The sequence below is a fragment of the Streptomyces sp. NPDC092045 genome, from assembly GCF_044756005.1.
In the GTDB taxonomy this organism is placed as follows: domain Bacteria; phylum Actinomycetota; class Actinomycetes; order Streptomycetales; family Streptomycetaceae; genus Streptomyces.
Genome location: NZ_JBIVSC010000007.1, coordinates 31,560 through 45,565, shown reverse-complemented (window position 1 = coordinate 45,565; position 14,006 = coordinate 31,560). Strand labels below are relative to the sequence as shown.

Sequence of the window (14,006 nt, the reverse complement as noted above, 5' to 3'; positions counted from 1 at the left end):
GGGAGGCACGCTCCCGAGGCCCGCTTCCCCGGGGAGAGCGCGGCCCGGGGAACGCCTCCCCGGCCTGCCACCGGCAGGCCGGGGAGGCCCGGCGGGACCCGGCCCGCCGGGCGCGTGCGGGAGTCAGGAGGCCGGTCCGACCGGGGCGCTGGCGCGCCCCTCCTCCCGGCCGCTCAGCTCGGCGTCGAGCGTCGCCTGCGCCACCCGCATGCCCTCCGCGTACACCGGCTCCCGGAGCCGCCTCCACATCTCCTCCTCGGTGACGTCCTCGACGTGGCTCGTCACCCACCAGACGGTGCCGAAGGGGTCCCGGACGCGCCCGCCCCGCTGCCCGAAGGCACTGTCGGACAGCGGAGTGACGACACGGCCGCCCGCCGCGACGGCCCGGGCGAACACGGCGTCCGCGTCGGCGACGAACACGCGCAGCAGGGCGGGCATGACGGGCCAGTCCGGGCGCCGGTCGAAGGCCAGGACGACGGTGTCCCCGATCCGGATCTCGCCGTGGCCGATCGAGCCGTCCTCGGTGGGCACGCGCGCCAGTTCCTCGCCTCCGAACACCTCGGCGGCGAAGTCGAGGAAGGCTCCGGTGTCGTCGGTGACGACCCAGGGCGCCACGCTGGTGTAGCCCTTCGGCGCCGCGCCGGTCTGCTCGTCCATCTCACGATCCTTCCGTCGGCGCGCCCCGGGGAGGGGCGCTCCGGCGACGGTAGGCGTGAAGCAGGACAGGTTCTGTCCGCCTTGAAGGCGTGCGGAGGCAATTCCCGCCGGGGGAGGAACCCGCCGGGGAGAAACCCGCCTGAAGGGAAGCCCGTCGGAGGAGAAACCCTCCGGGGGAAACCCGCCCGGCGGAACCCCGTCGAAGACGGAACCCGCCGGGCGGACGACTTCACCGGGGGGAGCACTCCACTGCGCGCCGCACTCCGCCCGGCGGGGTTCTCAGACCGCCGCGTCCGGCCCGCTCCGCTCGATGATCGCCGCCGTGTCCAGGCCCGCCGGGAGCGTGCCGAAGGCCAGGCCCCGGTCGCCGTCGAGCCGCGAGGCGCAGAACGCGTCCGCCACCGCCGGATTCCCGTGCCGTACGAGCAGCGAACCCTGGAGCACGAGCGCGAGCCGCTCCACGAGCCGCCGCGCCCCGTAGGCCGCCGCGTCGGGATCGCCGAGCCCCGCCAGCTCCTTGCGGAGCCCGGCGACCGCCGCGTCCAGGCGCCGGTCGGCGCCCGCGCCCCGGTCGACCTCCGCGAAGAACGCCTCCACCGCCTGCGGCTGACGGGCCATCGCCCGCAGCACGTCGAGCGCGGCCACGTTCCCCGACCCCTCCCAGATGGAGGGCAGCGGCGACTCCCGGTAGAGCCTGGGCAGGCCCGAGTCCTCCACGTAGCCGTTGCCGCCCAGGCACTCCAGGGCCTCGGCGGCGTGCGCGGGCGCCCGCTTGCACACCCAGTACTTGGTGACCGCGAGCCCGAGCCGCCGCAGCTGCTCCTCCTCCGCGTCGCCGCGCGCCGCCCGGTCCACCGCCCCGGCGAGCCGCAGCGCCGCGAGCGTGGCCGCCTCCGCCTCCACCGCCAGGTCGGCCAGGACGTTCCGCATCAGCGGCTGGTCGACGAGCCGCGCCCCGAACGCGCCGCGGTGCGTGGCGTGGTGGACCGCGTGCACGAGCCCGAGGCGCATCCCGGACGCCGAGCTGATCGCGCAGTCGAGCCGCGTCATGTTGACCATCCGGATGATGGTCGCGACCCCGCGCCCCTCCTCGCCGACCAGCCGGCCGAGGGCGCCCTCGTACTCGATCTCGGAGGAGGCGTTCGACCGGTTGCCCAGCTTGTCCTTCAGGCGCTGGAGGCGGATCGCGTTGCGGGTGCCGTCCGGCAGGACGCGCGGCACCAGGAAGCAGGACAGGCCGCCCGGCGCCTGCGCGAGGGTGAGGAAGACGTCGGACATGGGGGCCGAGGTGAACCACTTGTGCCCGGTCAGCGCGTACAGACCGGGCTCGCCCGCCGGGACCGCCCGGGTCGTGTTCGCCCGGACGTCCGAGCCGCCCTGCTTCTCGGTCATCGACATCCCGGCGATGATCCCGCGCTTCTCCGCCGGCACCCGCAGACCGAAGTCGTACGACGGGGAGGTGAGCAGCGGCTCGTACGCCTCGGCGAGCTCCGGCTGGACGCGCAGCGCGGGCACGGCGGCGTACGTCATCGAGACCGGGCACAGGTGACCGGCGTCGGCCTGCCCCCACACGAACACCTTCGCCGCGCGCGCCACATGGGCGCCGGGCCGCTCGTCGGCCCAGGGCGCGCCGTGCAGCCCGTGCCGCACGGCCACGTCCATCAGGGAGTGCCAGTACGGGTGGAACTCGACCTCGTCGATCCGGTGGCCGTACCGGTCGTGGGTGTGCAGGACGGGGGAGTGGCGCTCGGCGAGCCGCCCCCACTCCTGCGCCTCGGCGCCGCCCGCGCGTGCCCCGAGCTCGCGGACCTCCGTCTCGGCCCAGCCGGCGCCCTCCCGCCGCAGCGCCTCCAGGAGCGCGGGGTCGGCGGAGGTGTCGTGACCGGTCAGCGGGGGGACCTGGTTGGTGACCTCATGCGTGGTCGGCATCGGGGACTCCCAGTGCTCGCAGGGTGAAGGTGACGAGTGCGGGTACGGTGCCGGGCCCGACGGACCCCTCCGCCAGCGGGCCGACGAGCGCCTCGGCACCCGCGCCGACCAGCGCCGAGGCCGTCAGGACGGGGTCCTGGGGCGGCAGCTCGCCCGAGCGGACGCCCTCCTCGACGCGGGCGGCGAACACGTCCCGGAACGCGCGCCGGAAGACGAGCCGCTCCGCGTCCACGGCCGGGTCGACGGGCTCGGCGAGCAGCGCGTAGGCGAGGCGCGGCGACTTCAGGGCGCGCTGGGCGAAGGTCTCGACGACGGCGACCACCCGCTCGGCGGCCGAACGGTGCCCGGGGTGCCCGGCCGCCTCGGAGACGGCCGCCACCTCCCGGCGCACCACGGTCCGGAAGAGCTCGACGGCGAGTTCGGACTTGCCGTCGAAGTGGCGGTAGACGCTGCCCGTGGCGATCCCGGCCCGCGCGGCGACGGCCGCCACGGTGCACCCCGCGTAGCCCTGTTCGGCCAGCAGCCCGAGGGCCGCCTCGACGACGGAGGCGCGCTGGGCGTCGAGCCGGGCCTGGACGGCGGGGGTGCGTCGGTAGGGCATGCAAGGAGTGAAGCAGTGATTCACCACTTCATCAAGGGTCCGGACGGGCGGCGGAGACACGACCGCCCCGCCGTCCTGCGCAGGACGGCGGGGCGGTGGAGAGGGTGCCGGCCGGCGGGCCGGCGGAGTCGGCGTCAGCCCGTGAAGACCTCGACGAGCGACCAGATCGCGAGGCCCGCCATGCACACGCCGCCGACGCGCTGGACGGTCTTGAGGGGGACGCGCTTCGCGATGAAGCGGCCCGCGACCAGGGCGAGGGCGGAGACGCTGGTCAGGGCGGCGAACGAGCCGATCGCCGTCGGCCAGGTGCCGTTGGTGGCGGCCAGGTTGGCGGTGGTGATCTGGGTCAGGTCGCCCCACTCGCTGATGAACACGGCCATGAAGGCGGTCGAGAAGACGGGCCAGAAGCCGGTGACCGTCCGGCCGCCCGTGTCGTCGTCCTCGTCGTCGTCCCCGCCGCGCAGCAGCATGAAGGCGCCGAAGCCGAACATGAGGGCCGAGACGAGTTTGACGATCCAGCCCGGCAGCAGCCCGAGCAGGCTGCCGGCGCCCACCGCGATGGCGACGTGCGCCAGGAAGGCGGTGGAGGTGCCGATCCACACGTACAGGGGACGCATGCGCGTGCCCATGGCGAGGGACGCGAACATCGTCTTGTCGGGAAGCTCGGCGAGGAAGATCAGCCCGAAGGCGGTGAGGATCGCCAAGGGGTCGAGGTGCATACCGGGGCTCTCTGCTCGGTCCGGGCCGCCGGGCCCCGCACGACACCTCGGTGGGCGACGGGAGGACCACTCGGCCCGGCATGACGGACCGTGCCCACGGATGCGCGGACGCGGTTGATGCCTGGCCGAAGGTCTCGCCCGTCCACGTCGTCCGTGGACCCGGTCACCGGGAACCCGGGGGTTCCAGTGTGTCGACGACCGGTTCGCAGGGCTACTCCCCTTCGCTGCCCTCCAGTGTAACGGACCGGGGCGCGAGAGTGAGCAGACACTGTCTACTCGTGGTGGTAGACACCGTCTACTCGGGCTTGGTAGACAGTGTCCATGCAGAGGGATCAAGAAGGTCACGAGGAACACGGCCACGAGAACGACCGCCGCGAGAACGAGAGCCACGAGGACGACGGGCTGCGCGGGCGGCTCGTCCGGACCGGCGTCGAGCTCGTGAACGCCGAGGGCGCCCAGGCCCTCTCGCTGCGCGAGATCGCCCGCCGCGCCGGCGTCTCCCACGGCGCGCCCCGCCGCCACTTCCCCACCCACCTCGACCTTCTGTCGGCCATCGCCCGGCAGGGCTTCGCCGAACTGTCCGCCCGCGTGGCCGACGGGGACCGCGAGGACGCCGGGCCGCGCGAGCGGATCGCGCTCCTCGCCGGCGTCTACCTCGACTACGCGGGGTCCCGGCGCGGCATGTACGAGCTGATGTTCCGGCACGACCTGCTGGAGAGCGGGCGGCTCGGGCTGCGCGAGACGAGCCTGCCGCTCTTCGCCCGGCTCGCCGAACTGGTCGCCCGCGTCCGCCCCGGCGCCGACCCCGTCACCACCGCGGGCGCCCTCTGGGCCAACCTGCACGGCATCGCCCAGCTCTGGCACTGGGGCAGCCTCCGGCTCGCGACCGGCGGCACCGACCCCGCCCCGCTGCTCGCGGCCGCCCTCGACGCCCACCTCGGGCCCGCGGATCCGGCCCCGTGAACCGGCGCCGCACCCCCGTCCTCGTCTGCGGCGTCGTCGGAGCCGCCGTCGTCGCCCTCGACGGCACGGTCCTGACCGTCGCCCAACCCGCCCTCCAGCGCGACCTGCACGCCGACGTCGGCCAGGTCCAGTGGACCAGCACCGGCTACCTGGTGGCCGTCGCGAGCCTCCTGGTCTTCGCGGGCCGCCTCGGCGACCGGCACGGTCACCACCGGGTCTTCGCCGCCGGCGCCCTCGGCTTCGCCGCCGCCTCCGCCGGTGTCGCCCTGGCCCCCGGGATCGGGGCCGTGATCGCCCTGCGGGTGCTCCAGGGGGTGTGCGGGGCGCTGCTCCAGCCCGCCACCCTCGGCATGCTGCGCACGGCCTTCCCGCCCGACCGGCTCGCGACCCCGATCGCCGTCCGCACCGCCGCCATCGGCCTCGCGGCCGCCGCCGGACCGCTCGTGGGCGGCGCGCTGGTCTCCTCGTACGGCTGGCGCTCGGTCTTCCTCCTGAGCGTTCCGCCGACCCTCGCCATCGGCCTCCTGGCCCTCGCCGTCCGGGGGCCGGTCCCCCGCACACGAGAGGCGGAAGCGCCCCGCCGGGCGGCCCCCGGCCTCGCCGCGCTCGACCCGGTCGGCGCCCTGCTGCTCGCCGTGGCCCTGGGGCTCCTGGTCCACGGGCTCGTCGAGGCCGCGCGGCCCGGCGGCGCCGGCTCCGGCGCGCTCGCGTGCGCCGGAGCCGTGGTCGCCGGGATCGCCCTGGCCCGGCACGAGCGCCGCGCCGCCCACCCCCTGCTGCCCCCGGAACTGCTCGGGAGCGTGCCCGTCGTCGCGGGGGTCGCCGCCCTCCTCGCCGCCTCGGCGGCCCTCTTCGGCTCGCTGTTCGTGGTGACGTACTTCCTCCAGGACGTCCAGCGCCTCGACCCCCTCACCTGCGCGCTGCGCTTCCTGCCGCTGGCCCTCCTCATGGTGCTCGGCGCGCCGCTCTGTCCGCTCCTCCAGCGCCGGTTCGGCCCCCGTCGCACGGCGACGGCCGGCGCCGCGCTCCTCGCGCTCGGCGTCCTGCTGCTCTCCCGCCTGGACGCCACGGCCGGGGCCGTCTCCGTCGGCGGCTGCTCCGCCCTCCTCGGCGCCGGGTTCGCCACGCTCATGGTCACCGCCACCTCCGTCGTCGTGCACCGCGCGCCCGAGGCCCACGCCGGAGTCGCCGGAGGCCTCCAGCAGACCGCCATGAACGTCGGCCCGGCGCTCGGCGTCGCCACCGCGACCCTCCTGCTCACCCTCGTACCGGACGGAGGATTCGTACCGGCGGAGGGCGCCGCGCTCCCGGCCCTGGCGGTGATCGCCGTCCTCGCGCTGCCCGCCGCCCTCGCCCTTCCCGGCGCCGCCCGCCGGGGGACACGCCCGGAACCGGCGCCGCCCCGGCCCGGCCGTCGGTCCTGCGTACGATCATGAAATGCCCACAGCCGGTTCCCGAAGCCGTACAGGCACGGCGGCACGCGCCCAGTTCGTCATCGGCCGGACCCTCCCCTTCCTGGTCGTGCTCCTGACGGCCCTCGCCGATCTGTTCACCCCGGACCGGGAGCGCTTCGACCGTCTTCTGGTCGCCGCACCCCCGCTCGCCGCCGTCACCTGGGGCGTGCGCGGGACGATCGGCATCGGGCTGTTCGCGATGGCGGTCCGCGCGCTGCTCAGCTTCAACCGGGGCGGGGACCCCCTGCCGGAATCCTTCGCGAGCGAGGCCGTCCTCGCCGTCGTGACCGCCGCCTCGGCGTGGGCCTGCAAGGTCCGCACCCGCCGCGAACAGGACCTGCGCGATCTCACCGCCGTCGCCGAGGTCGTCCAGCGGGTCGTGCTGCGTCCCCTGCCCCACCGCCTCGGCCGGTTCGAACTCCACCTGCTGTACGTCGCGGCCGCCGCCAAGGCCCAGGTCGGCGGCGACTTCTACGAGGCCGCCAGGGTCCCCGGCGCCGTGCGCGTCATGCTCGGCGACGTCCAGGGCATGGGCCTCGGCGCCGTCGAGACCGCCTCCGTCCTGCTCGGCGCGTTCCGCGCCACCGTCCACGACGCCCCCGACCTGGCCGCCCTCGCGAACCGGCTCGACGAGGGCCTCGCCCGCCACGACCCCCGCGACCCCGGCTCCGACGCGGCGGAACGCTTCGCCACCGTCGTCCTCGTGGAACTGCCCGACGACCGGGACGTCGCACGGTTCCTCAGCCTCGGCCACCCCACCCCGCTCCTCCAGCACGGGAACGGGGTGAGGGCCGTGCGCTTCGCCGCTCCGTCGCTGCCCGTCAACCTCACGGGCCTCGCCGACAGCCGTCACCGCATCGAGGAGGTCCCCTTCGGTCCGGGGGACCGGATGCTCCTCTACACCGACGGCGTCAGCGAGACCCGCGATCGCGGCGGCGCCTTCTACCCGCTGGAGGCACGGATGCGGGAGTGGAGCGGCGAGCCCGCCCCCGAGCTCCTGGCCCGTCTCCACCGCGACCTGGCCGCCCACGGCGCCGGAGGCCTCGACGACGACGTTGCCGCCCTCCTGGTGGTCCGGCCCGCCGATCCCTCCTGACCGCCGGACGGCCTCCGGCCCCGCGCCCCGCCGTCACACCGCCGGGGCGAGTCCCAGGTGCTCCCGGAGGGTCGTCCCCGTGTACGCGGTCCGGTACACGCCCCGCTCCTGGAGCTCCGGCACGAGCAGCTCCACGATGTCGTCGAGGCCGTCCGGCACGAGGTACGGCGAGACGTTGAAACCGTCCAGGGCGCCGTGCCGGACGAACCGCGCGAACTTCTCGGCGAGCCCGGCGGGGGTCCCCACGTGCCCGCGCTGCGGGCCCAGCTCGATCACCGTCTCGCGCAGCGACCAGCCGTTGGCCCCGGCCTTCGCCCGCCACTCGGCCACCACCGCCCGGGGATCGTCCACCCAGCGCGTCCCGAACTTCCCCCGGTCCTCGGCGACCACCGGATCCTCAGCGGGCAGCGGCCCGTCGGCGTCCCGCCCGGACAGGTCGAAGCCCCACAGCCGGCTCGCGATGCCGAGCGCCACCGCGGGCGTGACCTGTTCGAGGCGCACCCAGCGGGCCTTCTCCTCCGCCTCCTTCTCGGTCGCCCCGACGACGATCTCCGTGCCCGGCAGGATCCGCAGCGCGTCCTCGGCCCGGCCGACCGCCCGCAGCCGCCGCCGGACGTCCTCGGCGAAGGCGAGGGCGTCGTCGAAGTCCGTGCCGTGCGCGGAGAAGATGACGTCCACGTTGCGGGCCGCGAAGTCCCGGCCCTCCCCGGAGTCGCCCGCCTGGAAGATCACCGGGTGCCCCTGCGCGCTGCGCGGCAGGGTCGGCGCCAGGTCGACGTCGAACTGGGCGCCCTCCGCCCGTACGCGTCCCACCGCCCCCGGCACCGACCAGGAGCGGGCCTCGGCGGAATCCGCCACCGCGCCCTCCGCCCAGCCGTTCCACACGGCGCGCGCGACGGACAGGAACTCCTCGGCCCGCCGGTAGCGGTCGGCGTGGTCGAGGAATCCGCCGCGCCGGAAGTTCTCCCCGGTCCAGGCGTTGTGCGTGGTCACCACGTTCCAGCCGGCCCGGCCGCCGGAGAGCAGGTCGAGGCCGGCGAGCCGCCGGGCGAGGTCGCCCGGCTCGTTGTAGGTGGTGTTCGAGGTGGAGACGAGCCCGATCCGCTCGGTCGCGGCGGCGAGCGCCGACAACTGGGTGATCGAGTCGGGCCGGCCCGCCACGTCCAGTTCGTGGACGCCTCCCGCCGACTCGCGCAGCCGCAGGCCGTCGCCGAGGAAGAAGGCGTCGAAGAGACCGCGTTCGGCGGTCCTGGCCACCCGCAGGAAGGACGCCGGGTCGATCTGGGAGCCGCTGGACGGGTCCGACCAGATCGTCCAGTGGTTGACCCCCTGGAAGAAGACCCCGAAGTGCAGCTGCGCGTCCGGGCGCGGGACGTCGTTCGGATCGGTTCGGGTCATCGGGTCTCCTCCGGAACGGGCACGACGGCGTGGGTCGCGAAGCGGCTGGGGGGCCGGGGAAGGCCCAGGGCGGTGCGCAGGGTGGTGCCCGGCAGGGGCCGGGCCGCGAGCCGCCGCACGAACAGCTCGGGCAGCACGAGCCGGGAGAGCACGGCGAGGTCCTCGTCGAGGACGAGCGGCCGCAGCCGCACCCCGTCGACGCGCCCGCCGAGCTCCGCGAGCAGCTCCACCAGGCCGGCGGCCGGACCGGTGTACCGCAGCCGCCCGGGGCGCCCCTCCCAGGGCGCGTACCGTTCCAGGTCGGCGATCCGCTTCTGCGCCGTCTCGTGCGGGGTGTCCAGGGCCACCTCGACCTCGGCGAAGGCGAGCGGCGCACCGGCGGCCGAGGCCGCCGCGCCCGCCTCGGCCGGGGTCGGGCCGTCGACCAGGGCCACGTCGACCAGCCCGGCCGGAACGAGACCGGCGGGCGCCAGGACCACGGGCCGGCCCTGCGGCGGACGCGGCACGATCGACGGCCCCTTCACGGAGTACGTCTCGCCCGCGAAGTCCACGTAGTGCAGCCGGGACCGGTCCAGGTACCGGCTGGTGGCCACCGACCGGATCACCGCGTCGTCCTCCCACGAGTCCCACAGGTCCCGCACGACCCGGAGGCCGTCGCGGGCCTCGCGGGCGATCGCGTCGGCACCCTCGACGACCGGACGCCCCCAGGCGCGCGCGGCGGCCGGGTCCTCCTCGGTCCCCACCACCCAGCCGGCCCGGCCGGCCGAGACGTGGTCGAGCGAGGCGATCTGCGAGGAGACGTGGAACGGCTCGGCGTACGTGGTCGCGAGGACGGGGGCGATGCCGAGGACGCTCGTCGACGCGGCGGCGAACGCGGCCCGTTCGACCGCGCCGATCCGGCCCACCGGGCCGGTGCCGTCGGCGGAGCCGGGCGGCAGGATCGAGTCGTCGAGGGTGACCAGGGTGAACCCGGCGTTCTCGGCGGCGGCCGCGGTCCGGGCGAGCCGGCGCGGACTCAGCAGCTCTCCGGGGGCGTGTGCGGCACGGCGCCACGCGGCGGGATGGGCACCGTCGCCGTCGATCTCGACGGCCAGGTGCAGGGCGGGCTGGGGCATGGAAGTCCTTCCGAACGGCAGGGGCGCGCGGCGGCGCGGCAGCGGTGCGGGACACGGCTGCGCGGGGCCGGGCGACGGGACGTCAGGGGGCGCGCGGACCCGGGCGCGGCGGGGTCGCCGCGCGGTCCCGCGCCGGGTGGGCGACGGGACGCGCGGGCCCGCGGGGCGGGGTCAGGCGCGGAGGGAAGGACAGATGGCCGAGGCGGTGCGGCAGAGGTCGACGTGCCGCCGGCAGACGAGGCGGGCACCCGCCCGGACCGGGGCGTGCGGCGCCGTGGTCGCTGTGGGCACGTACGCCTCCCCCCGGGTCCCGGCCCCGCCCGGACGCGGACGGAGACTCCTCACCATAGGCAGGCGGCCTTCCGCGCTGTCAAGGTCGTCCCACCGACCGGAGCCACTCGGACCTTCGGCACGTCAGAACCGTTGGGGAACAAGGGAGTTGAAGGGAAGGCGGACACGGAACGCAAGGGTGTACCCGTGGATGACGGGCATCTCCCCTTCTCCGACCGGAGGTTGATCGAAAGTGGACCCACGGGCGGACGCGCCGGACCGCTCCCGGCGCCTACCGTGCCCGCATGACTCGACTCACCAGAGCCGTCGCGGCCACCGCTCTCGCCTGTTCCCTCGCTCTGACCGCCGGAGTCGCCACCGCGACCGCCGCCGACGCCCCCGCCCCCGGCGCGCGTGCGGCGGCCGCGCACCCGGCCCGGCCCGCCGCCCTCCCCGCGCCCACCGGACCGCACGCCGTCGGCAGCACGGTCCTGCCGCTGGTCGACCGGTCCCGCACCGACCCCTGGGTGCCCACCGCCGACGGGCGGGCGCTCATGGTCACGCTCCACTACCCGGCCGCCCGCTCCGGCGGCGGCAGCCCCGCCCCGTACGCCACCCGGGAGGAGGCGCGGCTGCTCGCCGAGCAGCTCGGGCCCGGCGTCTCCGGCGACGTGCTCGCCCGGACGCGCACCCACAGCAGGACCGACGCCCGGCCCGCGCCGGGCCGCCACCCCCTGGTGGTGCTGTCGCCGGGCTTCAGCGTCTCCCGCTGGACGCTCACCTCGCTCGCCGAGGACCTCGCCTCGCGCGGCTACGTCGTCGCCTCCGTCGACCACGCCTACGAGTCGTTCGGGATCAGCCTCCCCGGCGGCCGCACCCTCACCTGCGTCGCCTGCGAGGCGCTCGACGAGGACGGCGTGCACGGGAGCGTGGTCACCACGACCCGCGCCGCCGACGTGCGGTACGTCCTGGACCGGCTCGTCGGCCCCCGGTCCGTCTGGCGGCACGCCGACGCGATCGACGCCCGCCGGATCGGCATGGCGGGCCACTCCATCGGAGGGGCGAGCGCGGCCACCGCGATGGCGGCCGACCGGCGCATCGACGCCGGGATCAACATGGACGGCGCCTTCTGGGAGGAGCTTCCGGCGGAGGGCCTGCGGGGCCGCCCGTTCCTGATGCTCGGCACCCACGACGAGACACACCTGCCCGGCGGGGCCGACACCAGCTGGGACCGGACGTGGTCCGCGCTCGACGGCTGGAAGCGCTGGATCACCCTGGCCGGATCCGACCACTTCTCCTTCTCGGACGGACCCGTGCTCTCGCGTCACTTCGGCCTGCCCGAGCCGGAGCTGTCCGCCGACCGGGCCGTCGCCCTCACCCGGACGTACGTCTCGGCCTTCTTCGACCGGCACCTGCGCGGACTCCCGCGCCCGGTCCTGGACGGCCCGTCGGCGGCCAACCCGGAGGCGCACTTCCAGAACCCCTGACCGGGGCCCCTCAGGGGCGGTACGGAACGTTCTCCGCCGCCCAGTCGGCCAGGACCCGCGCGCACCCGGCGACCGATTCGCGCCAGGTGCGCGCGGCGCCCTCGCCGGCCTCGTCGCTGACGTGCTTCACCACGCGCAGCGGCACCCCGGCGACCGCGGCGACGTGCGCGAGGGCGTACCCCTCCATGTCGACGAGGGCCGCCTGCTCCGCGAGCCGGGCGCGGGCGGTCTCGTCCGAGATGAAGGTGTCGCCGGTGGCCAGGACCACGTCACCGCCGTCCGGCAGCGTCAGCGGTGCCCCGTAGGACTCTCCCGTCAGCATGGCGAGCAGCCGGCCGTCGAAGTCGTGCTGCACCACCGTGCCGACGACGTGCGTCCCGGTCAGGCCCGGCCGCAGCGCCCCGGCCGTCCCCAGGTTCACGATCCCTGACGGCCGGGTCCCCCGGCCGAGCGCGGTCGCCAGCGCGGTCGCCAGCGCGGTCGCGGCGTTCACCTTGCCCATGCCGGTGAGCAGCACCGGCAGTCCCGTGTCGAGGAACTGCGCCTCCTCCTTGACGGCGAGCACCAGCAGGGGGCGGTCGCCCGTGATCTCTCCCAAGAGTTCCATGGGCGCCACGCTAGTTCGGGGGCCCGTCCGGCGTACAACCGGGATGCCCGGAGCCGCCCGCCCCGCCGTCACGCAGGGTCGCTCCCTCCCCACGCGCCGCGGCGGCGCGCGGCGGCGAGGGCCCTTCCGGCAACCCGTTTCGGACACGGGCCGGATTCTTGCCGCAGGACGCTTGTGCGCGGCCCCGGCGCCCGGCACGCTCCTCGTATGAACACGGCCAGGCATGCCAGTGAACGTCTGATGAGCTGGCCCTCGCTGACCCCCGGCCGTGCCCATTGCGGCGCCGAGGTCGGACTGGGCACCGCGACGCAGGAGATCGTGCACTTCCACGGGGAGCACGAGGCCGACGTCCACCTCACCCGCGCCATGATCGCCAAGCTGCGCCCGGCCCTCCTCGGGTCGAGCGCCGTCCGCCTGCGCGCCGGCTCCGGGTGGGTGACGGTCCGTCTGGACATGGGGTCCGACATCGACCTGCTCGCCACCCTGGTGAGCGCGGCCCTCCAGGCCAGCGGCTTCCCCGACGCCGTCCCGGACGGCTGCACCCGCACCTGCCCGGTCCCCGGCGTCCGCCGGGGCCTCTGACCCCGCGCGCTCCGTCCGGTCCGTGCCGCGCGGCGCGGAGGGCTACGCCGGGATCGGGAACAGCATGCACGTGCTGGTCGCGTGGCCGAGCAGCCGGTCCTCCGCGTCGTACAGCCCCGCCTCCGCGAGCGACGTGCGGCGCCCCCGCGTCAGCACCGTGCCGACCGCCCTGACCTTGCCGGTGGCGATCGTGACCGGACGGAGGAAGCGGGTCGACAGGTCGAGCGAGGTGTACGCCGTCCCCCGGGGGAGCGTGGAGTGCACCGCGCACCCGGCCGCCGAGTCGAGCAGGGTCGCGTACACGCCGCCGTGCACGCTCCCGATCGGGTTGTAGTGCTCCTCGGCCGGCTCGAAGGAGAACACCACCCGCCCGTCCCCGACCTCTTCGAGGGCGAAGCCGAGGAGCGACGCGATCGGCGGGCCGGGCAGCCGCCCGGCGGCGATCTCCCGCAGGAAGTCCAGCCCCGCCATCGTCCCCGCCGCCCGCGCGGAGGCCGCGGGATCCTCCCACTCGACCGTACGCGTCCGTCCCACGACCACACTCCGCTCACTCCGGCCCGCTGACTCTGCATCCCGAAGCTAGCTGTCCCGAAAGCTGACTGTCAACGACGCAGCCAGCTGGCTAGAGTGGGGCGATGAAGTGGCTGGAGACGGACACGGAGAACTGCTCGGTCCGGCGCGCCCTGGACCTGGTCGGCGAGAAGTGGACCCTGCTGATCCTGCGGGACGCGTTCAACGGCGTGCGCCGCTACGACGAGTTCCGGCGGCACCTCGGGCTCTCCGAGGCCGTCCTCGCCGACCGCCTCCGCAAGCTCGTCGCGGCGGAGGTCCTGCGCGCCGAGCCCTACCGCGAGCCGGGCTCCCGGACGCGGTACGAGTACCGGCTCACCGCCAAGGGCGTCGACCTCTGGCCCGTCCTCCTCGCGCTCAAGCAGTGGGGCGACGCGCACGCGGAGGCCCCCGGAGGCCCCGTCCTCGACATCCGCCACACCGACTGCGGATCCCCCGTCCGCGTGGTCGTCCAGTGCGAGGGAGAGGAGCGGGCCGCCCTCTCCGCCCGCGACGTCACCGTCCGCCCCGGCCCCGGAGCCCGCCCCCTCCCCGCCTGAGCGCCCTCCCGACGCCCGC

15 protein-coding genes are annotated in these 14,006 nt (G+C 75.6%); 6 read left to right on the top strand and 9 right to left on the bottom strand.

Annotated features, from left to right (window positions below):
- Positions 1 to 123: 123 nt before the first annotated feature.
- The 4 genes from ACIQKA_RS19435 to ACIQKA_RS19420 form a co-directional block, all read right to left on the bottom strand.
- Complete coding sequence (locus tag ACIQKA_RS19435; protein WP_383432922.1) at positions 124 to 657, bottom strand: VOC family protein; 534 nt, start codon at positions 655 to 657, stop codon at positions 124 to 126.
- Between the two features lie 279 nt (positions 658 to 936).
- On the bottom strand, positions 937 to 2,586 hold the full coding sequence (locus tag ACIQKA_RS19430) for an acyl-CoA dehydrogenase family protein (RefSeq protein WP_383445630.1): 1,650 nt from the start codon (positions 2,584 to 2,586) through the stop codon (positions 937 to 939).
- Positions 2,570 to 3,187, bottom strand: coding sequence for a TetR family transcriptional regulator (locus tag ACIQKA_RS19425; RefSeq protein ID WP_383432918.1), 618 nt, complete (start codon positions 3,185 to 3,187; stop codon positions 2,570 to 2,572). Before ACIQKA_RS19425 ends, ACIQKA_RS19430 begins: the two co-directional genes overlap by 17 nt.
- Positions 3,188 to 3,321: 134 nt before the next feature.
- A complete protein-coding gene (locus tag ACIQKA_RS19420; RefSeq protein WP_383154296.1) occupies positions 3,322 to 3,906 on the bottom strand; it encodes a TMEM165/GDT1 family protein in 585 nt (194 codons plus the stop codon).
- A gap of 321 nt (positions 3,907 to 4,227) precedes the next feature.
- Here ACIQKA_RS19420 and ACIQKA_RS19415 point away from each other — a divergent pair, with 321 nt between their 5' ends.
- From ACIQKA_RS19415 to ACIQKA_RS19405, 3 genes are read left to right on the top strand one after another with little or no spacing between them, the layout of a single operon-like run.
- Positions 4,228 to 4,869: a TetR/AcrR family transcriptional regulator gene (locus tag ACIQKA_RS19415; protein ID WP_402541674.1), complete on the top strand. Its 642-nt coding sequence runs from the start codon at positions 4,228 to 4,230 to the stop codon at positions 4,867 to 4,869.
- Positions 4,866 to 6,305 (top strand): MFS transporter, encoded by a 1,440-nt coding sequence (locus tag ACIQKA_RS19410; protein WP_402541672.1) that lies wholly within the window; start codon positions 4,866 to 4,868, stop codon positions 6,303 to 6,305. Before ACIQKA_RS19415 ends, ACIQKA_RS19410 begins: the two co-directional genes overlap by 4 nt.
- 1 nt (position 6,306) lies before the next feature.
- Positions 6,307 to 7,419 (top strand): PP2C family protein-serine/threonine phosphatase, encoded by a 1,113-nt coding sequence (locus ACIQKA_RS19405; protein WP_383445625.1) that lies wholly within the window; start codon positions 6,307 to 6,309, stop codon positions 7,417 to 7,419.
- Positions 7,420 to 7,452: 33 nt separating this feature from the next.
- Here the strand turns inward: ACIQKA_RS19405 and ACIQKA_RS19400 are convergent, their stop codons facing one another.
- From ACIQKA_RS19400 to ACIQKA_RS19390, 3 genes are all read right to left on the bottom strand, one after another.
- Complete coding sequence (locus tag ACIQKA_RS19400; protein ID WP_383154305.1) at positions 7,453 to 8,817, bottom strand: NtaA/DmoA family FMN-dependent monooxygenase; 1,365 nt, start codon at positions 8,815 to 8,817, stop codon at positions 7,453 to 7,455.
- Positions 8,814 to 9,932 carry an LLM class flavin-dependent oxidoreductase gene (locus ACIQKA_RS19395; RefSeq protein WP_402541671.1) on the bottom strand — a complete coding sequence of 373 codons (1,119 nt, stop codon included), beginning with the start codon at positions 9,930 to 9,932 and terminating at the stop codon, positions 8,814 to 8,816. The genes ACIQKA_RS19400 and ACIQKA_RS19395 overlap by 4 nt, the downstream gene beginning before the upstream one ends.
- Before the next feature lie 171 nt (positions 9,933 to 10,103).
- Positions 10,104 to 10,280: a putative leader peptide gene (locus ACIQKA_RS19390; protein ID WP_383432907.1), complete on the bottom strand. Its 177-nt coding sequence runs from the start codon at positions 10,278 to 10,280 to the stop codon at positions 10,104 to 10,106.
- Positions 10,281 to 10,507: 227 nt separating this feature from the next.
- Here ACIQKA_RS19390 and ACIQKA_RS19385 point away from each other — a divergent pair, with 227 nt between their 5' ends.
- Positions 10,508 to 11,689, top strand: a complete 1,182-nt coding sequence (locus ACIQKA_RS19385) for an alpha/beta hydrolase family protein (RefSeq protein WP_383154312.1) — start codon at positions 10,508 to 10,510, stop codon at positions 11,687 to 11,689.
- A 10-nt stretch (positions 11,690 to 11,699) separates the two neighbouring features.
- Here ACIQKA_RS19385 and ACIQKA_RS19380 read toward each other — a convergent pair whose 3' ends face one another.
- A complete protein-coding gene (locus ACIQKA_RS19380; protein WP_402541669.1) occupies positions 11,700 to 12,296 on the bottom strand; it encodes a nucleosidase in 597 nt (198 codons plus the stop codon).
- Between the two features lie 207 nt (positions 12,297 to 12,503).
- On the opposite strand from ACIQKA_RS19380, the gene ACIQKA_RS19375 reads away from it, so the two are divergent.
- The gene (locus ACIQKA_RS19375; RefSeq protein ID WP_383154318.1) at positions 12,504 to 12,878 is read left to right on the top strand and encodes a luciferase family protein; all 375 of its coding nucleotides are present in this window, start codon (positions 12,504 to 12,506) and stop codon (positions 12,876 to 12,878) included.
- Positions 12,879 to 12,920: 42 nt separating this feature from the next.
- On the opposite strand, the gene ACIQKA_RS19370 is transcribed toward ACIQKA_RS19375, so the two are convergent.
- Positions 12,921 to 13,412 carry a PaaI family thioesterase gene (locus tag ACIQKA_RS19370; RefSeq protein ID WP_383445613.1) on the bottom strand — a complete coding sequence of 164 codons (492 nt, stop codon included), beginning with the start codon at positions 13,410 to 13,412 and terminating at the stop codon, positions 12,921 to 12,923.
- Positions 13,413 to 13,513: 101 nt separating this feature from the next.
- Between ACIQKA_RS19370 and ACIQKA_RS19365 the strand changes: the two genes are divergently transcribed.
- A complete protein-coding gene (locus tag ACIQKA_RS19365; RefSeq protein ID WP_383445610.1) occupies positions 13,514 to 13,987 on the top strand; it encodes a winged helix-turn-helix transcriptional regulator in 474 nt (157 codons plus the stop codon).
- Positions 13,988 to 14,006: the final 19 nt, after the last annotated feature.